General features: G+C 61.3%; 19 protein-coding genes. 15 read left to right on the top strand and 4 right to left on the bottom strand.

Going from position 1 to position 21,869, the window contains the following annotated elements:
- The first annotated feature begins 6 nt into the window (after positions 1-6).
- From Q363_RS31920 to Q363_RS31900, 5 genes are read left to right on the top strand one after another with little or no spacing between them, the layout of a single operon-like run.
- Positions 7-1,557, top strand: a complete 1,551-nt coding sequence (locus Q363_RS31920; RefSeq protein WP_035358852.1) for a GumC family protein — start codon at positions 7-9, stop codon at positions 1,555-1,557.
- Positions 1,558-1,559: 2 nt separating this feature from the next.
- Positions 1,560-2,489: an ExeA family protein gene (locus tag Q363_RS31915; protein ID WP_035358850.1), complete on the top strand. Its 930-nt coding sequence runs from the start codon at positions 1,560-1,562 to the stop codon at positions 2,487-2,489.
- Positions 2,486-3,439 carry a CpsD/CapB family tyrosine-protein kinase gene (locus Q363_RS31910; protein ID WP_035358849.1) on the top strand — a complete coding sequence of 318 codons (954 nt, stop codon included), beginning with the start codon at positions 2,486-2,488 and terminating at the stop codon, positions 3,437-3,439. The genes Q363_RS31915 and Q363_RS31910 overlap by 4 nt, the downstream gene beginning before the upstream one ends.
- An 18-nt stretch (positions 3,440-3,457) precedes the next feature.
- Positions 3,458-4,834 carry a TIGR03013 family XrtA/PEP-CTERM system glycosyltransferase gene (locus Q363_RS31905; RefSeq protein WP_035358848.1) on the top strand — a complete coding sequence of 459 codons (1,377 nt, stop codon included), beginning with the start codon at positions 3,458-3,460 and terminating at the stop codon, positions 4,832-4,834.
- The gene (locus tag Q363_RS31900) at positions 4,831-5,991 is read left to right on the top strand and encodes a glycosyltransferase family 2 protein (RefSeq protein WP_035358847.1); all 1,161 of its coding nucleotides are present in this window, start codon (positions 4,831-4,833) and stop codon (positions 5,989-5,991) included. The genes Q363_RS31905 and Q363_RS31900 overlap by 4 nt, the downstream gene beginning before the upstream one ends.
- Positions 5,992-5,998: 7 nt before the next feature.
- Here the strand turns inward: Q363_RS31900 and Q363_RS31895 are convergent, their stop codons facing one another.
- Positions 5,999-7,072, bottom strand: coding sequence for a glycosyltransferase (locus Q363_RS31895; RefSeq protein ID WP_035358846.1), 1,074 nt, complete (start codon positions 7,070-7,072; stop codon positions 5,999-6,001).
- Positions 7,073-7,254: 182 nt separating this feature from the next.
- Between Q363_RS31895 and Q363_RS31890 the strand changes: the two genes are divergently transcribed.
- Genes Q363_RS31890 through Q363_RS31875 form a run of 5 tightly spaced genes read left to right on the top strand, consistent with a single transcriptional unit; the run spans position 7,255 to position 11,932 of the window.
- Positions 7,255-9,165: an HAD-IIIC family phosphatase gene (locus Q363_RS31890; protein WP_051979628.1), complete on the top strand. Its 1,911-nt coding sequence runs from the start codon at positions 7,255-7,257 to the stop codon at positions 9,163-9,165.
- A complete protein-coding gene (locus Q363_RS31885; RefSeq protein WP_211256477.1) occupies positions 9,158-9,421 on the top strand; it encodes an acyl carrier protein in 264 nt (87 codons plus the stop codon). Before Q363_RS31890 ends, Q363_RS31885 begins: the two co-directional genes overlap by 8 nt.
- Positions 9,422-10,489 carry a hypothetical protein gene (locus tag Q363_RS31880; protein ID WP_035358840.1) on the top strand — a complete coding sequence of 356 codons (1,068 nt, stop codon included), beginning with the start codon at positions 9,422-9,424 and terminating at the stop codon, positions 10,487-10,489.
- A complete protein-coding gene (locus Q363_RS45785) occupies positions 10,490-10,624 on the top strand; it encodes a hypothetical protein (protein ID WP_281176123.1) in 135 nt (44 codons plus the stop codon).
- Positions 10,625-10,645: 21 nt separating this feature from the next.
- Complete coding sequence (locus Q363_RS31875; RefSeq protein WP_035358839.1) at positions 10,646-11,932, top strand: MBOAT family O-acyltransferase; 1,287 nt, start codon at positions 10,646-10,648, stop codon at positions 11,930-11,932.
- 74 nt (positions 11,933-12,006) lie between these two features.
- Here Q363_RS31875 and Q363_RS31870 read toward each other — a convergent pair whose 3' ends face one another.
- Complete coding sequence (locus Q363_RS31870) at positions 12,007-13,476, bottom strand: O-antigen ligase family protein (protein WP_035358838.1); 1,470 nt, start codon at positions 13,474-13,476, stop codon at positions 12,007-12,009.
- Between the two features lie 132 nt (positions 13,477-13,608).
- Between Q363_RS31870 and Q363_RS31865 the strand changes: the two genes are divergently transcribed.
- The 3 genes from Q363_RS31865 to Q363_RS31855 are packed head-to-tail and all read left to right on the top strand — an operon-like array spanning position 13,609 to position 17,212.
- On the top strand, positions 13,609-14,700 hold the full coding sequence (locus tag Q363_RS31865) for a hypothetical protein (protein WP_035358836.1): 1,092 nt from the start codon (positions 13,609-13,611) through the stop codon (positions 14,698-14,700).
- A gap of 2 nt (positions 14,701-14,702) precedes the next feature.
- The gene (locus tag Q363_RS31860; protein ID WP_051979627.1) at positions 14,703-16,040 is read left to right on the top strand and encodes a glycosyltransferase; all 1,338 of its coding nucleotides are present in this window, start codon (positions 14,703-14,705) and stop codon (positions 16,038-16,040) included.
- Positions 16,037-17,212: a glycosyltransferase gene (locus Q363_RS31855; RefSeq protein WP_051979626.1), complete on the top strand. Its 1,176-nt coding sequence runs from the start codon at positions 16,037-16,039 to the stop codon at positions 17,210-17,212. The genes Q363_RS31860 and Q363_RS31855 overlap by 4 nt, the downstream gene beginning before the upstream one ends.
- A 53-nt stretch (positions 17,213-17,265) precedes the next feature.
- Here Q363_RS31855 and Q363_RS31850 read toward each other — a convergent pair whose 3' ends face one another.
- The gene (locus tag Q363_RS31850; RefSeq protein ID WP_245632610.1) at positions 17,266-18,363 is read right to left on the bottom strand and encodes a sigma-54 interaction domain-containing protein; all 1,098 of its coding nucleotides are present in this window, start codon (positions 18,361-18,363) and stop codon (positions 17,266-17,268) included.
- Between the two features lie 530 nt (positions 18,364-18,893).
- Between Q363_RS31850 and Q363_RS31845 the strand changes: the two genes are divergently transcribed.
- Together Q363_RS31845 and Q363_RS31840 are read left to right on the top strand one after the other, a co-directional pair.
- The gene (locus Q363_RS31845) at positions 18,894-20,318 is read left to right on the top strand and encodes a sigma-54-dependent transcriptional regulator (protein ID WP_035358834.1); all 1,425 of its coding nucleotides are present in this window, start codon (positions 18,894-18,896) and stop codon (positions 20,316-20,318) included.
- Positions 20,219-20,827 carry a DUF6982 domain-containing protein gene (locus tag Q363_RS31840; protein WP_035358833.1) on the top strand — a complete coding sequence of 203 codons (609 nt, stop codon included), beginning with the start codon at positions 20,219-20,221 and terminating at the stop codon, positions 20,825-20,827. The genes Q363_RS31845 and Q363_RS31840 overlap by 100 nt, the downstream gene beginning before the upstream one ends.
- A gap of 30 nt (positions 20,828-20,857) precedes the next feature.
- Here the strand turns inward: Q363_RS31840 and Q363_RS31835 are convergent, their stop codons facing one another.
- The gene (locus Q363_RS31835; protein ID WP_035358832.1) at positions 20,858-21,805 is read right to left on the bottom strand and encodes an SDR family oxidoreductase; all 948 of its coding nucleotides are present in this window, start codon (positions 21,803-21,805) and stop codon (positions 20,858-20,860) included.
- Between the last annotated feature and the right edge of the window lie 64 nt (positions 21,806-21,869).

Here is a 21,869-nt window from a genome sequence, read left to right as displayed (position 1 = left end):
GCTAATATGCTAGGACATCGCGCGCTCACCTTCGACGACTACTTCGGGATCCTGAAGCGGCGTGGCTGGATGGTCACCGTTCCCGCGATTCTGTTGGCGCTCGTCGGCTTCGGGGCAACCTTCATTGTGACGCCGCAGTACGTCTCGCAGACGCTGATCCTGGTGGAGCAGCAAAAGGTTCCTGACGAGTACGTCAAGCCGGTACTGGAAGAGGACCTGACGGCTCGGCTGGCCTCGATGAAGGAGCAGATCCTTAGCCGCTCGCGCCTTGAGCCGATCATCGAGCGGTTCAATCTTTACGGCACCAAGAAGGCATCGATGGACGACCGGATCGACCAGACGAGGAAGAACATCGACATCAAGCCAATTCACTCGGAGATGGCGCGGACCGGAGGCCTGCCGGGCTTCTTCATCTCATTCAAGGACGCGGACCCGCACACGGCGCAGCAAGTGTGCGGCGAGATTGCATCGCTGTTCGTTACGGCCAACCTGAACGCGCGCGCGCAGTCGGCCGAGGGCACGACAGACTTCCTGAAGAGCCAGCTTGATGCCGCCAAACGCAGCCTCGACGACCAGGACTCAAGGCTCGCCGCATTCCAGCAGAAGTACATGGGAAGGCTCCCGGGCGAAGAGCAGCCGAACATGAACATGCTGACCAGCCTGAACACGCAGCTGGACGCGGCGACCCAGGCGCTGAATCGCATGGAGCAGGACAAGAGCTATATCGAGGCGATGATCGCTCAGCAGCAGGGAATGGCGGCGCAGACCGGCGACAGCAAAGGTGGTGCGGCTGTTCCGGGAGCCCAGCAGGCACAGCTTCAGGCGTTGCTGAGTGAAGAGGCTGATCTGACCAAGCGTTACACTGACGACTATCCTGATGTCGTCGCTGTACGTCGCCGCATTAAGGAGCTTCGCGCCGAGATAGCGGCCGCCCCGCCGGCGCCCGCGGCAGACACCAAGCCCAGTTCAGCTCCCAGTCGTTACGACAGTCCCACGGTGCAGCAGCTTCGCGCGCAGCTTCGCTCGCTTGACCAGGGAATTCAGGCCAAACGGCACGAGCAGGCTTTGATCCAGAATCAGGTCCACGTCTACCAGGACCGCATCTCCTCGAGCCCTGCGATTCAGGAGGAGTACAAGACCCTCACCCGCGACTACACAACCGCGCAGGGTTTTTACGATGAGCTGCTGAGGAAGATGAACCAGTCGAAGATGGCCACCGATCTTGAGCGCCGCCAGCAGGGAGAACAGTTCAGCGTGATGGATCAACCGAACCTTCCTGATGCGCCAATGTTCCCCAAGCGCGGAGTGTTTGTGGGGGCGGGCTTTATGGGCGGACTGATTCTGGGCGTGATGTTCGTGGCATGGAAGGAGTACCGCGACACGGCGTTGCGCTCGGAGCGCGATGTGTGGGCTTTCACCAAGCTTCCGACGCTCGGCGTTATCTCCTTCTCCGGGGAGGTGCTGGAGCCCGCGAACTCCGGAGGCAGAGGGCGGTTTCGTAAACGGACGACAGAGATTCACTCGGCTGGCAAATCATTGGTCGATACTGGTGCGTAACGATGTATAACAGTTTCTTTAAATTACACAGCAGCCCGTTTGGCACGAGTCCCGATCCGCGGTTTCTCTACATGATGCCGCACACGCGGGAGGCGCTCGCCTGTCTGGAGTACGGCATCTCGGCGCGGAAGGGCTTCACTGTTCTTACCGGAGAGGTGGGAACGGGCAAGACGACGCTGCTTCGGCGGGCGTTGGCCTCGTTCAGCAACCGGCGCGTCTCGACGTCCTTTGTCTTCAATCCTCGCCTGGAAGTGCTGGACTTTCTCGAGTTCGTCCTCACCGACTTCGGCGTCAACCCGGCCACGCGCACCAAGTCAGGCATGCTGCTTCAGCTGAACCGCTGGCTGATCGAGCGCTTCCGCATGGAGGAGACGTGTGTTGTCGTCGTCGATGAGGCGCAGAACCTCTCCTGGGAGCTGTTGGAGGAGATTCGCCTGCTGACCAACCTCGAGACCTCGTCGGAGAAGCTGCTGCAGATCGTGCTCTCCGGCCAGCCTGAGCTGGAGGAGAAGCTTCGCCACCCCAGCGTGCGCCAGCTTCGCCAGCGCGTAGCGCTTTGGTGTCGGACGCAGGCCCTCACCGAGAGCCAGACACACGCCTATGTTGCGGAGCGGCTGAGACTGGCCGGTGCGACGTGGTCCATCTTTTCGCTCGAGGCGCTCGACCTGGTGCATCGTTACAGCCGGGGGATCCCGCGCGTCATCAATCTGCTGTGTGAGCACTGCCTCATCGTGGCCTATGTGGAGCAGGCTCAGCAGGTGACGGCGACGATGGTCGAAGGCGTGGCGGCAGAGCTTGAGCTTGAGACGCAGCCGTTTCTGATCTCCTCCGCGGCCATGGGCGGCGGCCTCACTGCGCGCGGCGCCGGAGGCGAGGTCACTGGTTTCATGTCAGCGTTTGAAGGCGACACGAAGGGAAGGCAGGATCGATGAGCCGCATATACGAAGCACTCCAGAAGGCTGAGTCGGAACGAAAGCTGGAGCGGCACGAGCGTGAGCCGCTCACCCCGGTCAACGAGGTCGAACAGATGCCAGCCACGGCAGCGCTCGCCGACTACGAGACGCCATTGCCGTTCGCAGAGGAGCGGACGGTCGAGGGAATCGACGATGCGGGTGCGCCGCTGAGTATGGGAGGGGGCCTCAATCTGAGCTCCATCCCGCGCCTTCCGTGGAACCTTGCCGCAGCCCGTCTTCCGGCGCTACTCGAGCGCGGTCCCGCCATCGAGCAGTTCCGCAGCCTGCGCTCGCGCATCTACGAGGCGCGCGACATCCGCCCGATCAAGTCCATTCTCGTCACGAGCGGCCTGCCTCAGGAGGGCAAGAGCTTTATCTCTAGCAACCTCGCCCTTAGCCTGGCGCGACACAAGAACAGCAAGGTCCTGCTGATCGACGGTGACATGCGCCGTTATACGGTCCACGAGCTGCTCGGCACGGAGTCCGATCCTGGGCTCGCCGACTATCTCGCGGGCAAGGCGACCGCCGAGGAGATCATGCAACGGGCTGAAGAGCCGGATGATCCAAACGCTGCCGGACGTGCGGTTCTTCAGAACCTCAACTTTATCCCGGGAGGCAATGGCGGAGACAAGGCTGCCGATCTCTCGGGCAGTGCAAGGTTCGGAGAGCTGCTCAGAACCGTTGCGCCTTACTTCGACTGGATCATCATCGACTCCTCTCCCGTGTTGCCGGTCTCCGACGCCGTCAACCTCGCGCGTTCCTGCGACGGTGTGTTGCTGGTCGCGCGTAGCGGCATCACCAAGTATCCCGTCGCCCAGCGGGCCGCCAGCGAGCTCAGGGCCTCCAACATTCTCGGGTTTGTATTGAATGCTGTGCATGAGGCGCCCCAGGTTGGCAACTACTACGGGTACAACGCCAGCAAGGAGTAACAGGGAGCACGGCAAGCGATGATTCGGCTTTTCAATGTGTACTACCCGACCCGCACCATTGTCCTGCTACTGTGCGAGACACTGATCATCAGTGGCTCGTTCCTGCTGGCGACCGTGATGATCGAGGGGCCGGATACCTACATCTGCCTGAACTATGAGTACGGGACGCTGAAGATCTTAGCGCTCACCGTCATCACCCTGTTGTTTTCCTACTACTTCGATCTCTACGAGCCGCAGCGCATCTCGGCCCGCTGGGAGATTTACTTCCGGCTTCTCCTGGTACTCGGCTTTCTGTCGTTTCTCCTGTCGGCCATCATCTATTTCTTTCCCGCCGTCGACATCGCGCACTATGTTCTGCTGCTCGGGCTTATGTTTCTCACGCTGGGCCTGGTGGCCTGGCGCAGCGCCTACGAGTGGATCATCGGACGTGAAGTCTTTCGCGAGCGCGTCTATGTCCTGGGTGGCGGCGACCGCGCGCGCATGATCGCCGATATCCTTCGCAACCGGAAGGATGCGGGGATGGAGGTCATCGGCTTCGAATCGGTTCCCACCGACAAGGTGGAGCGCAAGGAGGCCTTCAGCGCCGCGCTCGAGTCTTTTCGCGGACATAATCCCGGCGTCGATCGGGTCATCGTTGCCCTTGAGGATCGGCGTGGAGAGCTTCCCCTCCGCGAGCTACTGAAGCTGCGCTTCGACGGGGTCGTCATCGAGGAGGCCAATACCCTACTTGAGCGGCTCACCGGCAAGCTTTACCTCGACGGTCTGCGCCCCTCGAACTTCATTTATAGCGAGGGTTTCCGCGTAAGACCGTCGCAGCAGATCGCGCGCCGCCTCGTCTCTACGCTGACCGCCACAACTGGCCTTTTGCTCTTCCTTCCCTTCTTTCCGTTTGTCGTCCTGATGGTGCGGCTCTCCTCGCCCGGGCCGATCTTCTTCCGGCAGACGCGCGTGGGTATGGGCGGTCGCAACTTTACCGTGTACAAGTTCCGCACCATGCGCACCGACGCCGAGGCTTCGGGCGCCAAGTGGGCTAGCAAGGACGATCCCCGCGCCACAAGGATCGGCAGCTTCATGCGCAAAGTTCGGCTGGATGAGGTTCCGCAGCTCTGGAACGTCCTTCGCGGCGACATGGGCTTCGTTGGGCCGCGTCCGGAGCGGCCGGAGTTCGTGCCATGGCTCTCGGAGAATATCCCGTACTTCGATCTTCGCCACATGATTCGCCCGGGGCTCACGGGATGGGCGCAGGTGCGCTATGGCTATGGCTCGACGCTCGAAGAGGCCCGCGAAAAGCTTGAGTACGACCTCTACTACATCAAGCACATGACTCTCGGGCTCGATCTGCTGATCATGTTCGAGACGGTCAAGACGATCCTGAGGCGGCGGGGTGCGCAATGAGCCTCGTCTTCTGGCTCTCCTTCGCGGTGATTACCTATACCTACGTCGGTTATCCGGCCATCATGTATCTGCTTTCGCGCTTCTCCCCGCACCCGTGGTGTACGGCGCCCTTCGACGCTCCGGTAAGCATCGTCATGGCGGTGCACAATGGGGCCGATCGCTTGCCGCAGCAGATCGAGCACCTGACGACGCTCGACCCTGAGCGCATACGCGAGGTCATCATCGTCTCCGATGGCTCGACGGATGATACGGCAGCCATTCTCAGCCAGCTACAACATTCACGTCTCCGGGCCATCATCCTTCCCGAGCAAGGAGGCAAGGCCGCCGCTCTCAATCACGGCATCGCAGGCGCCACGGGAGAGATTCTCCTCTTCATCGATATCCGTCCCAAGGTCGCGCCGGGAGCACTTGCCGAGCTGATGAGCAACTTCGCTGATCCTCAGGTCGGCTGCGTCGCCGGAGAGCTTGTTCTCAACACCGATGGTCACGATGCGGCCGCCTCCGCGGTAAGCGGAGTCTACTGGCGCTATGAGCAGTGGATCCGCAACTGCGAGGCTGCCTTTGACTCACCGGTCGGGGTTTACGGAGGCTTCTATGCTGCGCGGCGGTCACTCGTCCGGCCCTTTCCGCCCGGCATCATCCTCGACGATATGTTCCAGCCGCTCTCGATCCTGCGCCAGGGCTACCGCAGTGTTCTCGATCGCTCCGCCATCGTCACCGACACATGGCCCGGCAAGGTTACCGGCGAGTTTCAGCGCAAGGTCCGCACGCTGGCGGGAAACTTCCAGCTCGTGTCGCTCGCGCCGTGGGCATTCAGCCCCGGCAACCGCGTGTTTTGTCAGCTGGTGTCACACAAGCTGCTGCGGCTCGTCGTTCCTTACTTCTTCCTGCTGATGTTGATCAGCGCGACCTGGCTCGGCTTTGGATCACCTGCATGGGGCGCCGCCGCCCTGGCGCAGTGGGCCTTCTGGCTTGCCGCGCTTGCGGCGCTGCGCTTCAGGCTGCCGGTCATCCATCGTTTTGCCGCCGCTGCCAGCGCGCTGCTTGTGCTGAATGCCGCCGCCATCGCGGGGCTCTACAAGTTCCTGTTCACCACCGGGCCACTGTGGAAGATTTGGTCACCCACCGGACCAACCACAGAGCCAGTCACGTCGTAGGGGAGACCTAGGAGCGCGTCCGGAGATACAGCTCCATATATGAGGCGTCCATTCGCTCGAGCGTAAACAGCTGTCCGTACGCTGTCTGCGCGTTCTCGCGAAAGACCGTCCTTTGCCTCTCGTCCGAGGCCATCTGGACAATCGCCTCGGCCATCGCGTCCGAATCCCCGACCGGCGTGGTCAGCCCGGCGTGGGCGTTCTTCACCACCTCGGCCATGCCGCCTACATCGGTCACGATCGCGGGCAGCCCGGCGGACATGGCCTGGAGCAGCGACATCGGTAGCCCCTCCGAGGTCGAGGACATGCAGTAGACATCGGCCACCGAGAAGAAGCCTGCGACGTCCAGCCGCTCGCCCCAGAAGGTCACCACCTCGCCGGCTCCCAGTTCCTTTACCAGGTCCTCAAGGCGCTGGCGCTCATGCCCATGGCCGACGATCCAAAGCCGCAGCCCCGGCACGCGCGGCGCAGCGAGCACAGATGCGCGGATGAGTGTGTGCAGGCTCTTGATCGGGGCCAGTCGGCCTACGAACAGCAGCGTGAAGCCGCGCTTCTCCGGCCATTGCTCAGGCGGAGCAGGCGCTATGGGATCGACACCGTTGTAGACGCGCACGATCTTGTTGCGGTGCGCTCCGGGGATGTTTCGCAGGTTCTCGCACGTCACATCGCAGATGCCTACGATCCAGTCGCAGAAGCGCGCCACGAAGTTGAAGGCCCGCTCCTCCTTGAGGTGATAGGGAGGAGCCACGAGGCTGTGCCGCGTGGAGACGACACAGCGCGCGCCTGATAGCTTTGCCGGAATCGCCGCCTGGAGGGTCGGAGCCGGATTGTGGCAGTGAACGACCTCGGGGCGGACTTTCTTCAACTCGGTCCAGAACCGCCGGAAGGTGTTGAGAAACGGGGCCTCGCCCAGTACCAGCACCGGAATGCCGTCGGCGACCAGCGTCTCGCCGAGCGCGCCCAGGTTGCTGTAGGCGATTACTGAGACGTCATGCCCGTTTGCCCGCTGCAGCCGGCACAGCTGCGCGACGAGGACCTCCGCGCCGCCCATCTCTAGACTATAGACAACGTGAACGATCTTCATGCGAGGTGTCGAGGGGGTCTGTCGTTGGTGGAAGATGAGCAGGACAAGTGGCTGCTGTCGAATTTACATCAAAGTGAATGAGGAACAAACCGGTGACGATTATTCTGATACTGTCACCCGCACGGGTTAGATCGAACTGCCCTCTCCAATGGCAGAATTGATAGATACAGGAGTCATTCCGGATGAGCAGTGACACACAGGTGGCCGCAGCACGCCACGACATCACGGTCGACGATGCCCGCGAGCTGCTTGCTGCAAAAGACCCTGCATTCTGGCCTGCAGTGCGCCATTTGACGCGGCACGCCGAGGACTTTTCTACGGTCCTCTCGCTGGCAACGATGCGCAAGAAGGCACTCCGCGCCGGCGTTCCCGGCGGGGTCGACAAGACCATCCGGCTCGCCATGGTTGGGGGCTCCAGCCTCTACCCACTGCATGAGCTGGTGGAGCAGTTTATCGGAGCGCAATCCTCGAAGGGCTGGTGGCAGACCGAGCTCTTCAAGGGCGACTACGACAACTACATCTCAGAGATCCTCGATCCTACGAGCGAGCTTTACGCGTTCTCTCCCGACGTTATTCTGCTCATACCGTCGAGCCAGCGCTGCGTCTACCAGGGAGCGCTCACCGATTCGCCTGAGGACCAGCGCGCTGCCGCGGTCAGCACTGCCGAAGACCTGCTCGGCCTGTGCCGCGCAGCGCACGAGCGCTCCGGGGCTGAGGTGATTCTTGCCAACTTTCTTCCCGCATCGGACTTCGACCCTGGCCCCTTCCGGGTGCGCACGCTCGGCTCCGACTGGAGTTTCCGCAAGCTCGTCAACCTCGAGTTGGGCCTTCGCGTGCCCTCTTACGTTCACATCTGCGATGCGGAGTTCCTGGCCACTCGCCGCGGCGCCGTCAACTGCTACGACCCTCGCGGCTGGTTCGAGACCAAGCAGCTCTATGCGTCAGATTTCGCTGTGGACATCGCCCGCGAGGTGGGCTCGATCGTCGGCTCGCTGCACAAGTCCTCGAAGAAGGTGCTCGCGCTTGACCTCGATAACACACTGTGGGGCGGAGTCATCGGCGACGACGGCATGACGGGCATTGAGATTGGTGGAACCCATGCCCGCGGCGAAGCCTTCAAGCAGTTCCAGCTGGCCATCGCCTCTCTGGCGCCTCGCGGCGTCGTTCTCGCCGTGTGCAGCAAGAACGACTACAAGAACGCTGCCGAGCCTTTCGAGAAGCACCCCGAGATGGTGCTGCGACTGAAGGACATCGCCTCCTTCCAGGCGAACTGGGAGCCCAAGAGCGAGAACCTGCGCCGCATCGCCGAGGAGCTGAACCTCGGCCTCGACAGCATCGTGTTTGTGGACGATAACCCCGCCGAGATCGAGATCGTCAACCAGTTTGTGCCTGAGATCGCGACCATTCTGTTGGGCCCTGATCCTTCGACTTACGCATCGCAGCTTCTCAACTGCCGCCACTTCGAGCCGCGCTCCATCACCGCGGATGATCTGCAGCGCGGGGAGCAGTATCAGGCGCAGGCCGCGCGCGCGCAGGCTATGAGCTCCTCCGGAACCGACATGGCCGCGTACCTTGCCTCGCTCGACATGCACTCCGTCATCAGCGAGTTCACGCCAGTCGACGTGCCCCGCATCTCGCAGCTCATCAACAAGAGCAATCAGTTCAACGTCACGACGCGGCGCCGCTCCGAGGCGGAGGTTGAAGCTTTGATGACCGACCCGACGCACTACGAATTCAGTGTGCGTCTGGCCGACAGGTTTGGCGACAACGGTCTCATTTCCGTCGTCATTGTTCGAGTGGAAGGGATGACCGCCGTCGTCGACACATGGCTGATGAGTTGCCGCGTCCTCAAGCGCCAGATGGAAGACGAGGTGGTCAACGAGATTGTTCGCCTCGCGATTCTGCGCGGTTGTACGGACGTCGTCGGCCATTATCTTCCAACGGAGAAGAGCGGCATGGTCCGCGACCTCTTTCCGCGCATGGGCTTCGCGCTTGTCGAAGAGACCCCTGAGCGCGCCACATGGCGCCTCGAAACTGCAACCTTCACCCCGCGGCCGACGCATATTCAAATCGACCGGAGAGCATATGAGTGAGATGACGCAAACTGAGATCCTTGTAAAGATGCAGACTGTCTTCGACGACGTCTTTCTTGATGACGTCAAGGTCACGCCCGAGCTGAGCGCCAACGACGTGGAGGAGTGGGACTCGCTGCTCCAGATATCTCTCGTGCTTGGTGTCGAGAAGGCGTTCGGTGTCCGCTTTCGCGTAGGCGAGGTCGAGGCGACCAAGAACCTCGGGGAGTTCGCCAACCTTATCCAGCGCCGCATGGCCGAGACGGCAAAGGCGTAGATGTTCCCAGCCGTCTGGTCGAACCGCCACGCCGTGGCGCTCATCCTCGTCATCGGTATCCTGCTCACGCTGCCCGTACTCATGCACGTCGTGGGGCTACCTCCGCGCGACCGCGTGTACTCCGGGATACGTGTGGAGACCGGAACTGGCCCGCTTGATGAATACAACGTCTTCGAGGAAAAGGGCCCCGTCGACGTCGTCGTCATCGGCAGCTCGCTTCTCGTTCGTGGCGTCGACATCGGCTACATTGAGCAGCAGCTCTCGCAACAACTCGGACGCCCCGCGAGGGTGCGGCGTCTGTCGCTCAAGTGGCAGGGGCTGGACATGCAGTACATGCTGATGAAGGACTTCCTTGAGCATCGCAGGGCCGGCATGATCATCATGGACATGCCTACGGACGCCCTCATCGGCGATACACCGCACATACAGGCCTACCGCTGGATGCGCTGGGGCGAGTTCCCGCAGTCCACTGCAGGGCTCTCCTTGCGCAACCGCCTCGCTATTTATGGAGCAGAGGTCCTTGGGGCTCCGCGGCAGCTCGTTAACTATCTTCGCCCCAATCGGCTGGTTCAAAATCCGGCGCTCGTCCAGAAGCTCGGCTCGCAATTGGAGTATGGCAACGTTGGTTACTACGGCGGACCTTTTGTCGAGGAGCCGCGTATGCCGCCGGCCCTTTCGCCTGAATCCATCCTCTCGCATGGAGCTTCGGACCCGCACTTTGACTTTGACGGCCAGCCACTCGGGCCGTATCACCAGCACTGGGCCCGTGAGATTGGCAACCTGGCGAAGCAGTACAACGTACCGTTCGTCCTGATTCACGTCCCCGAAGACACGGAGAAAGGGGACATTCGAGTCCCCGAGCGCATGTACTGGCCGGAGGTGATCGGTCTGCCCTCGACTCCAATCATCGGCATTCCCTCGGCGACGCTCTTCCGCGACATGCCGGCTGAGCAGGTCAAGAACTACTACTACGACCAGCACTTCAACGACAACGGCAAGGAGCTCTTCACCCGCGCCATTACTCCCGCGATCCTCGGTATCTACGCGAAGGAGGCTCAGAGGAACTAGATGACCGCACCGGCTTCGAAGATCAATCCCCTCCTTGTCGGCGTGCTCTTTGTGCTTTGCATCGCAGCGATCACGCTCACGCTGTTTATCACGCCCGACTCGTTGTCGGTCAATCTCGTCTACCAGGCTTTCTGATCCCGGAGGAACCGCACCGTAATGCCGCACGGCCTCTCCCACTTTCTCTCCAGCTCGCTGCTGCTTGTCACCCTCGCGGTTCCGTTTCTTCTGTTTCCACTTGCGGCATGGATCGTTCTCCGTCTGCCCGTCGGCCGTATGCGTATGGCGGCCTTTGCAGTCGTCAATCTGGTCTTCGCTCTAGCGGTCTGCATCTCACGCGGAACGTATGGGGTGCGCCTTCACGATGTCAAGCAGTACTTCGTCTTCTCGACCGCGATGTTCGCGGCCTACGTCGTGCTCGTCGCCCTCCAGTACCTTCTGCTTGAGAAGAAGCTCGGTTCCTGGCTGCCGCTCTTTTTTCCGCTGCTTATGCTCGCGATGGTCAAGTACATGCCGGCCCACTGGACCCAGGGGTTTGTCCCAGCTCCTTTCTCCAACAAGGTCTTCGGCGACTTCTTGCTTGGCCTCTCATACATGGCCTTCCGCCTGACCTACATGGTTCACGAGATCCGCAACGAGATCGTGCCGCTGCCCAGCTTCTCCGAGTACCTCTCGTTCGCATTCTTTGTTCCCACGCTCTCGATCGGGCCGATCAATCCCTACAGCTCCTTCCACAACTCGCTGCATAAGCCCGACCGCACGCTGACCCCCGTTGGCCGCTCCTGGGCGCGCATCCTCATCGGACTCACGAAATACATCTTCCTCGGCAATCTCGCCAACCAGCTATCGTATGATGGCCTTCTGGCCGACGGCCTGCCGCACCACTGGATCGACTTTCCCATCGCCGTCGCGGGCTACTGCGCCTATCTGTATTTGAATTTCTCCGGCTTCTGCGATATCGCCATCGGTGTCTCCGGCCTTCTGGGTATCCACGTCCAGGAGAACTTCGACCGGCCCTTCTCCAAGCGCAACCTGCAGGAATTCTGGGCCCACTGGCACATGACGCTGACCAACTACATGCGCGATATGGTCTTCGTCCCGCTCTCGAAGTCTCTCGTCCGCCGCTTCGGTCCGGCCTCGGCGCCGCACTGCATCGCGCTGGCCATCGCCATCGTCTTCATTCTTATGGGAATCTGGCATGGCGCAGGATGGAACTTCGTCCTCTACGGCCTGTGGCACGCCGTCGGAGTCGCCACAGTCCACTACTACACGCTCTTCCTCAAGAAGCGTCTGGGCAAGGCGCGCTACGCGAAATACCGCGAGAACCGCGTGATCTACCACATCGCGAATGCCGTGACCCTGGCCTACTTCGCGCTCGGCCTCATTCTCGTCGCCAACTCGATGCGCGGCCTACACATGATCCTGGGCAGCTTCCGGCCGATGTAGCGCCTGGCTGTCTCCGGATCAACTTCGACGTGGGGGCAGGGAAGCGCCGCTTAAGGAAAGCGCTGCCTAGCTGCCTAATAGACGCCCATCATGTGCTCCACGCGGAGCATGATGTAAACCACAAGGATCAGCCCAATCGCTCCGGCCGCAGAGTATTGAACGACTTTGTAGAAGTTCATCCGCGGTGGGGCGAGCTGCTGGTCGAGGGCCATCCGGTAGATTACCTGCACCATGCCGCCATAGATAAACAGTGTCATGATGAAGGCTCGCGACAGGAACCAGCCTGCAACGAAGTAACCGACGATCGAGTAGAGCATCAGCCGGGAGATCCGCTGAATCTCCTCCGGCGGCAGCTTCGGGTCTTCTGTCTCGATCACCAGGTGCGCCGGTACGGCCATCGCAGGATTCGCGGAGTCTTCGGCTACCATCACGCCGCCGGCTGCTTCGGTCACAGCGTACTGCGGTTCGCGCCAGCGCAGGTCGGCGACTGGCTCCCGCCGAACCCCCAGGGCCCGGTCGTAGGAAAACTCGTCGTTGTCCGGCGCCTTCTCTGTCTTCAGCGATGCGCAGACAGTCGCATCGCGGATCGTCGGCAGGACGAACATTACCCACCAGAACAGGCCGAACATGCCGAGTTCTGCTGCGCACACGATGATCGTGTTGTGCGCGGTGATAAAGAAGTACTCGCTGAACCGGCCGAGGCCGACGCCGAAGAACGGATGTTGCTTGACGAGATCGAGTCCGACCGCCCAGGCCTCCATGCGCCCGGCTCCCGCCTCGACCGAGACGTCGCGTCCTCCGGACCACCCGATGAGGCGGGAGGCGGCAAATCCGCCGGCTGCGATAATCGCCGCCGGCACCGTGCCGATCTTGCGCCGCGACGCAAACAGAATCACCGCCAGCAGCGCGAGCATTCCGCCGCGGGAGTGCGTCAGATACATTCCGAAGATCAGCAGCGCTACGGCAGGCAAAATGAAAAGAAAGTTCCGGAGCAGGCTGCCCTTCCTCCAGAAGAAGAACAGGCAAGGGATCAGGCTTACCATAACCTGGCCGAAGTCGTTCGGGTCGTTGATGAAGGCCATGCCGCGAAGCCGGTAGAAACGCGAGCCTTCGTCGTCCCCCTGTGGCATCAAGTAAGGATTCAGATAGTCGCCGGCGCGCAGCGCCAGATAGCCGCGGAGGATCGCATGGGCGCTCACTATGAAGAACACGGCGATCACCAGTTGGAGGTGTCTCTTGGTCCTGCAATTGATTACGATCAGGAAGAAGCTGAATGCATTTGGAATGAAACCGAAAACGGCTTCAGGGATGGACCCCAGCCATCCTGTCATCACGCCGGAGATGATTACAGCGCTGCATATTCCTAGCAAGGCGTATGTCTGCGGGATGATAAATATCTTCGATCGCTGAATTCCATGGAGCGAGGCGACCAGCGCCAGTGCAGCCAAGATGATCTGAATGTGAAACTCGGCGACTGGCCCCCACACCGTCCATGGACCCATATATGCCGTAAAGATGTACAGCAGCGTGAGGAAAAGTCCCATAGAATACTCTGTGTCACTGATGCAATATTATTGCATTCTCCAGGCTGGAGACGAGGAATACCTGATGTTCTTGACGGGGCATAACCCCTCGGCTCCTGCAGATTAGTTTCTGATCGGTGCGAATATCTCATCATGAAGCTTCCTCGCCACGCTGAGCTTTGGTTCCCAGGCTATCTACGCGACCGCGCACGGCATCTGCTGGGCCGACCGATACCCCGGCGCCTCTGGGTCTCCATCACTGACCACTACGAACCCCTGGGCGGCCGCGTCTCCACGGAGACGGCTCTCCGGCGCGTCGCCCGCTGGCAGGAGGCATGGCCCCGTATCGCAGAGGCCGCCCCCCGCGACGCGTACGGCCGCACTCCCTGTTATTGCTTTTTCTATCCCGAGGAGGAGTACCGCCCCGAGCTGCTTGAGCCGCTTGCGGAGATGACTCGGCAGGGAATCGGCGACGTCGAGGTGCACATCCACCACGACCGCGAGACCGCCGATGGTTTCGTCCGGAAGATCGGGGAGTTCTGCCGGCGCCTCCGCGGCGACCACGGCCTTCTGAACGATCACAACGGAAGAATGGTCTTCGGCTTCATCCATGGCAACTGGGCGCTCGACAACTCGCATCCGGCCGGGGTGAACTGCGGCCTTACCGGCGAGATCGAGCTACTGCGCGACCTGGGGTGCTATGCCGACTTCACCATGCCTTCGCTGCCGTCGCCCACGCAGGGCAGTATCGTCAATCAGATCTATTGGTGTACCGGAACTCCCGGCAAGCCGAAGGCCTTCGATCGCGGCATCGCGGCCACGGTGCGGGGCGGAGCGCAGGGCGATCTGCTGATGATCACTGGACCGGTTGGCCTCCGCTACGCTGGGCGGCTTGTTCCCCGCGTCGAGATGGGCGAGATCGCGGCCAATGATCTGCCGACTGAGTACCGTGTCCGCCGCTGGCTCTCTCTTGCTCCGCGCATCGACGGCGATATCTTCCTCAAGCTCTACACGCATGGCGCGCGAGAGGATAACGCCGACGCCCTGCTGGGCACGCCCGGTCGCGCCGGAGGTCTCGAGCAGATGTTCGGCTGGCTGCATCAGGCCGCCGGGGAGCAGCAGATCGAACTCCACTGGGCCAGCGCCTATCAGATGTTTACGGCAGTCGAAGCTCTCACGGGGCCGCTCCATCCAGGCTCCCGCGTCGCCTCCGAGCCAGTTGGCTCTAGGGCCGGAGTCCGCTGATCTTGAACCTTCTGCTGATCACATACTCGTTCCCCCCGGCCGGCGGCGTCGGTGTGTTGCGCGCGCTCTCGCTGGCGAAGTACCTGCCGGAGAACGGCGTCCGCGTGGATGTACTGACGGCGCGCAATGCGCCCGCTGTCGGCAGGGATCTCTCGCTACTTCAACAGATCCCGGGCGAGGTGACGGTGCATCGCACTTGGACCCTCGATCTTCCATTCTGGCTGCGCAAGGCCGTGAAGAAGGCCGTGACCGGGGGCAAGGCGAAGCCAGCGGCGGTCTCTGGGAATGGCAGCGGCGGAGGAGGAAATCCGTTGAAGCAGTTGATCGGCAACCTGCTGCTTCCCGACCCTCAGGTCGGCTGGCTTCCGTTTGCCCTGCCAGCAGCGGAGCGCATCATTCGTGAGCGCGCCATCGACGCGGTGGTGGTCACGGTGCCCCCGTTCTCAAGCGTCCGGCTGGTCACGCGGCTGCGCAGTATCTTTCCCGCGCTGCCCATCCTGGTCGACTTTCGCGACGAGTGGCTGACCACAACGCTCGACTTGGTGAGCTTCAACAGCAACAGCCGCGCCCGCATGGTGGCTCACAAGGCTGAGGCGGAGGCCGTGCGCGATGCGACAGCCGTCGTTCTAGTGACCGAGGCTGCGCGGCGCGAGTTGCAGGCCCGTTACCCCGGGGTTGCGAAGCAGAGATTCGTCTGCATTCCAAACGGTTACGACACTCCGCCTCCCACCGCGCAGTCGACACAGGCGGAGCCGATTGCTCCGATAGAGAAGGTGGTCCTTACCTATATCGGCACAGTCTACGGCTCGACGGCTCCGGGAACCTTCGTTGAGGCAGTCCTCGGATTGCCCGGGGCGGTCCGCTCGCGGCTGCTGGTCCGGTTCATCGGTCACATTGAGACGCCCGCTTATCGGGAGCAGCTTTTGTCACTTGGTGACACCATCGAGTTGAAGGGCTTCGTCCCGCAGGCGGAGGCTCTCGCTGCTATCCACGACACTACGTACCTCCTTCTCATCACGCACGACCGCATCAACGTCGCGGCAAAGTTCTACGACTACCTCGGCGGCGGCAAACCAATCCTTGGCGCCGTGCACCCGGAGGGCGAGGTGCGCCGGCTGCTGGAGGAGACGAGGGCCGGAAGATGGGCCAGCGTGGACGATGCGCAGGCGATCCGCCGGATGATCGTCGAGGCCATCGAAGGTTCTTCGTCTGCCGTCCAGCCCGACTATGAGCGCATCGCGGCCTATCACCGGCGCCCACTTGCTGCCCGTTATGTCGCGCTGCTTCGCGAGTTGACCGGCGCTACGAGCCAAACCACCGGGGAGCCCACGAGCCGATGAGAGTTGCGGTTATCACCAGATACTTTCCTACCTCGTACGAGCCGTGGGCGGGCCACTCCGCCTATCAGACGCTACGCTTCCTCGCCCGACGGTGCGAGCTCCAGCTCTTCTATCCAGAGTCGATATATCCTCCGGGGCTCACTCCGCGCAACCGCGCCGGGCGTCGCATCGACTTCAAGTATCGTCCTGGGGACGTCGACGTCGAATACATTGCATATCCTGCGCTTCCGGCCATCTCGCGATCGCTGAACGGATGGTCGGCGGCCCGCAGCATTCTCTCTCGCGTTCGCGACTGGAAGCCCGAGATCATCCTCAATTACATCGTGTACCCGGACGGCGATGCCGCCCTTCGTGTGGCCCGTGCTCTTCGAATTCCCTTTGTCGTCACTGCGATCGGCTCGGACCTCAATGTGATTCCGCCGCTGTGCGGCGGGCTCACGCGGCGCGTGCTCCATGACGCGGACTTCACGATCACGGTCAGCGGCGATCTGCTGCGCACGGCGCGAGATCTCGGGGCTCCGGCAGACCGCAGCCGAGCCGTGCTGAACGGCTGCGACACGGAGATCTTTTGTCCCAAGGATCGTGCGCAGGCACGAGGGTCGCTCGGCATTCCTGCCGACGCCGAGGCCATCGTCTACGTGGGACGGCTGGATCTGGCGAAGGGGCTGGGTGAGTTGGTCTCGGCCGTAGCCAGCCTGCGAGCCAGCCGGCCACGGCTTCATTGCTACATCGTGGGCAATGGGCCGGCGCGCCAGCAGCTATTGGAGGCCATCGCGTCCAACGACGCGGTCGGACAGATTACGCTGGTCCCTCCGTGCCAGACCGACGGGGTCGCGACCTGGATGGCGGCCTCCGATCTGATAACCCTGCCGAGTTACCGCGAAGGCTGCCCGAACGTTGTCATCGAAGCCCTTGCCTCGGGACGCCCGGTAGTCGCCACCGATGTGGGGGGCATCCCGGAGCTGATGGACGACTCCTGCGGCCGTCTGGTTCCGGCTCGCGACGCCGAGGCGCTCGCCTCCGGGCTTGAACAGGTACTTGCCCAGTCGTGGGATCACGAGGTGATCGCAGCCCATCACAGCCGAAGCTGGTCCGACGTAAGCGATGACGTGGAAGCGATCCTGGCCACCGTGCTCGACCGCGCACGATCCCGTCAAAGGCAACCGGCTTAAAGGCAATCGGCGCTGCTGCCGTGGAGACAGACGCGCCGATCACAGGTGAGACTTCAGTAGATTCTTGTCCGCGGAATCGGAGTTGAGAGTGCGGGACGCATCTGCCGTTCCTCGGTCTTCTTGGTGCCGGGCACTCGCAGGGGCCGTGGGGGAACCTCGGGCATACCGGCCTCGCTCAATTTATAGAGAAGGGAGCGATAGCTGATCTGCAGCCACTTGGCGGTCTTTTGCCGATTCCAACTGTTGGCTTGGAGGACCTTGAGGATGATCTGTCGCTCGAGGTCGTGGGTGGCCTGCCGAGTGATGTTTTTGAGTGAGATCGGTTCGCTGAGGTCGATCTCGGTGGTGATGCCACCGCGCGGCTGCTCAGGCATCAGTTCGGCCACCAAGGCCTCCTCACTACCGATCAGAACGTAGCTGCGGATCAGGTTTTCGAGCTGGCGGATGTTTCCTGGCCAGTGATAGTTCTGCATCAGCCTGACGGCGCTCTTCGAGAGCAGCTCCGGAGTGTGGTGGAAGATTCGCGAATAGTGGTCGATGAAGTAATCGATCAGCACCGGGAGGTCGGCGATTCTCTCTCGCAGAGGCGGCAGGTTAATCGTGACAGCGTTGATGCGGAAGAGGAAGTCGAGCCGGAAGCTTCCGGCCTCCACTTGGGTCCGCAGATCGCCGTTGGCGGCTGAGACAAGCCGTGTCGCAATGGAGCGCGACTCATGTCCACCGACCCGGACAAAGGTTCCGTCCTGCAGCACCTGCAGCAGCTTCGATTGAACGTTCAGGTCCAGGCTGCCGACCTCGTCGAGGAAGAGGGTGCCCTGATGTGCCTGCTCGACGCGGCCGAGCTTGGTGCTCATGGCGCCGGTAAAAGCCCCTTTTTCGTAGCCGAAGAGCTCGGTCTCCAGCAGCGAGTGGGGGATCGCCGGACAGCTGACTTTGACGAGGGATCCCCGTGAGCGGAGAGAGAGGGAGTGCAAGAGCTGCACGCATATCTCTTTCCCCGTTCCGCTTTCTCCTTGAATCAGCACAGGAACGTCGGTCTCGGCTACCCGTTCTATTTTGTTACGGACGGCATGCATTGCCGCGGTTTTGCCGAAAAGGATATCCATCGGCGGCAGATTGGGAGAGATCGCGGACTTAGCATTATAAACCAAGGTTATTTTCCCGTCTTCGGACGTCCAGGCAGAGTAGCGCAAAGATGCAATACTCTTCACATTGCACGTCGAGCACCAATCTTTCGAGGACGGCCTCATTTTCCGGCCCGATTACCGTCGGAGGTGTAGACGCATATGACGCCTAGTTTTGCAAACACGTTGTAATCTCGTATTTACAGGAGGTTTTGGGGACACGATCGCTCCGTCTTACCACGGTAATCTGCTATCGAAAAATGATAGTTCCCCCTTCCGGGTCCTCAGGACCGGATGCAAAGTAGGACTACTTCCTGTGGGAGTGGTAAACGATTTTCTCTTTTGTCGGCAAAATTATTAACATTTTTGTGTCACGCTTTGCAGATTCCGAACTAGAATTCGCTCAGTGGATAGCCGTGGGACTTCTCCCCACTTCACGGCTGATTAGAGTCACAAGAAACGAAAGCCTGCGATTGAAGGATTGGTTCGCCTGGGTCTCGGCTTAGTTGGCAAGGTTTGGGTGCAAGAATCCGAACCTGCAAATATAGGGGTGTTGTATGTCCGTTTCGCTGTCCTATCCGGTGACTGCTTTGAAGGCCTCAAAGGCGCGTCCGCAGGTTTTGATTCTGGAACCGGACCTGGCCGTGCTCGACTATCTTCGTCTTACGCTGGGGGATCGCTACGCCCTTAGCCTCTTCTCCGAGGAGCGGTCGCTGCTGGAACGTCTGGAGCAGGGCGACGAGCTGGACCTTTTGGTGCTTGCGCTGCACTCTGGCCGCGATCCGATGCCTTTGTTGACGCATATTCGGTGCGCGAAGCCGCATCTTCCTGTAATTGTGCTCTCCTGCTCGGCTGAGCTGCGCGACCTGGAGATGGTGATCCGCCTTGGTGTACGCGCTATTGTGATGAAGCCATTTGTGGGCAGCGATATTGAGGAGGCCATCGAGGAGCACCTCGCGACTCCGGAGAGAAATACGCCGGTGCCGGACTCGCCGCGCGAGATTCCGCTCAACGAAACACACTCCTTCGTCCGGTCGAGCAAGCGGATGCGCGACCTTGAGTCCCAGGCCGCGCTGGTGGCGCGAGCCGATATCCCTCTGCTGATCCTGGGCGAGAGTGGAACGGGCAAGGAGATACTGGCGCTTTACACGCACAAGATGTCGGCGCGCAGCCAACACACCTTCCTGAAGGTGAACTGCGCCGCCGTTCCCGCCGACCTGCTTGAGAGCGAATTGTTCGGCTATGAGCAGGGTGCCTTCACCGGCGCGGTCAAGACGAAGCCAGGTAAGTTTGAGATCTGCTCCGGGGGGACGATCTTCCTCGACGAGATTGGTGAGATGCCCGCGATTCTGCAGGCAAAGCTCTTGCAGGTGCTGCAGGATGGAACGTTTTCGCGTCTGGGCAGCCGGTCGCCGATGAAGGTGGACGTGCGTGTGATTGCCGCCACAAACATCAACATGAAAGAGGCGATGGCCAACAAGACGTTCCGCGAAGACCTATACTACCGCCTCAATGGCTTTACGCTCAATATTCCTCCTCTGCGCGAGCGCAGAGAGGAGATTCCAGTTCTCGCCGAGTACTTTATGCGCAAAGGTGCACGCCGCTACGGCCGTGATCCTCTGCCATTCTCTCCGAGACTTCTTGACACTCTGTCGGCGCACAGCTGGCCGGGGAATCTGCGCGAGCTTGAGAATGTGATAAACCGCTATCTGGTGCTGGCCGACGAGCGGGCGATCCTCGACGAACTGGCTCCTGCCGCCTCCACCCAGTCGGGCGCGACGCCGGCGGAGGCCGCCAGTGGCGCAGGGCTGAAAGCCTTGGTAAAAAATCTTAAGGGCGGCGCCGAGGCGGCTGCGATTGCACAGGTGTTGGAGGGAACTGGATGGAACCGCAAGGCAGCGGCAAACGATCTGCAGATCAGCTACAAGGCTCTGCTGTACAAGATCAAGCAATACGATCTGTCTCCGCAAGATCGCGTGTAGCCGCCAAGATCGCCGCGGTTGCGGCTGCTTCCGCCGAGGGGGTCTATCGCATCGTTGTCCGGTATGAGGACCGCGCTGTTCGGGGAACAGCCCAGATCAGCGAACTGGGATCAATCGAGCAGCTGCTGCAGAACGATCCCCACGCTCCGCTCGATACCCTCCGGCTGAACCTGATTGAGACCGGCGAGGTGGAAGAGGTTCCCACGCGTGAAGCGAAGGCGGTCTTCTTCGTGAAGACCTTCGATGGGGATGTTCGCCACAAGGCACTGCACTTCCACGAGAACGCCCCGGTCGTTCCCGGGCTGTGGGTTCGGGTCCACTTCTACGACAATGAGATGATCGAGGGGATCATCAGCAACACGCGTGACTTTGTCCTTGAGGATGGCTTCTTTCTGATCCCGACAGATCCCAACGGCAATAACCGGCTGGTCTACGTGAACAAGAGCGGCCTCAAGGACTTTCACGTCCTTGGCATGCGCAATCCGCCCAAGAATCTTCACAACCTGTAACGATGCTCGGGCTCGCGGGAGCTGAAGGCTTCAGACAGCGACGGACTCGCGGGCCCAGGCGATGGTTTGCTCGAGTCCGTAGGCGAGGTCTGCCACGACATCGTATCCGAAGGCCTGCCGGGCGAGCGAGATGTCCGCGACCGAGTGCTTGATGTCGCCCTCGCGCTCGGGGGCATGATGGACGCCTCCCCCGAAACCCGTAATTCGTTTGATCTCAGCGAAGGCCTCGAGCAGCGTGATCCGTCGTCCTGTCGCCACGTTGAAGACTTTGCCGGCGACTCTGTCTGCAGGAGCCTTCGCGGCGCGCAGGTTCGCGCTGACCACGTTGTCGATGTAGGTGAAGTCGCGGCTGGTGAGTCCGTCGCCGAAGATGGTCGGCGTCTGGCCTGCGAGCATGAGAGAGATGAACCGCGCGAGCACGCCGGAGTACTGCGAGGAGGGGTCCTGACGCGGTCCGAAGATGTTGAAGTAGCGCAGCGAGACGGTCTCGAGTCCATAGACCCTGAAGTAGCTTGCCAGGTAATGCTCTCCGGCGAGCTTCTGCACGGCGTAGGGAGATAGGGGGACCGGGCACATGGCCTCGCGCTTGGGGAGCTCAGGCGAGTCGCCGTAAGCGGCGGAAGAGGCTGCGTAGAGCACTCGCTTCACTCCTGCCTGGCGGGCAGCCTCAAGCACGTTCAGGGTTCCGGTCAGGTTTGGGCCGTTGGTGCCGACCGGGTCGGCGACAGACTTCGGCACCGAAGGGATGGCGGCCTCATGAAAGACGTAGTCCACTCCCTCGCAGGCGGAGGTAACGGCTTCGGTATCGAGGATATCGGCGCTGCGGACGTCGATGCGGGAGCTGATCTCCTCGATGTTGACCATCGAGCCGGTCGACAGATTGTCGATGCCGCGAACACGGGCACCCTCGGCGAGAAGAGCACGAGCGATGCTTGACCCAATGAAGCCGGCGATGCCGGTAACAAGAACAGTAGACATGAGCCTCCGGTACTACACGGCAATCGGGCTGCCTTGTGGTTAAGACTATCGTAGGCGGTTTGGG

It is taken from the genome of Edaphobacter aggregans DSM 19364 (genome assembly GCF_000745965.1).
In the GTDB taxonomy this organism is placed as follows: Bacteria; Acidobacteriota; Terriglobia; order Terriglobales; family Acidobacteriaceae; genus Edaphobacter; species Edaphobacter aggregans.
Note: the sequence above shows the minus strand (reverse complement) of the source record. Positions and strands in the feature narration are given on the sequence as shown.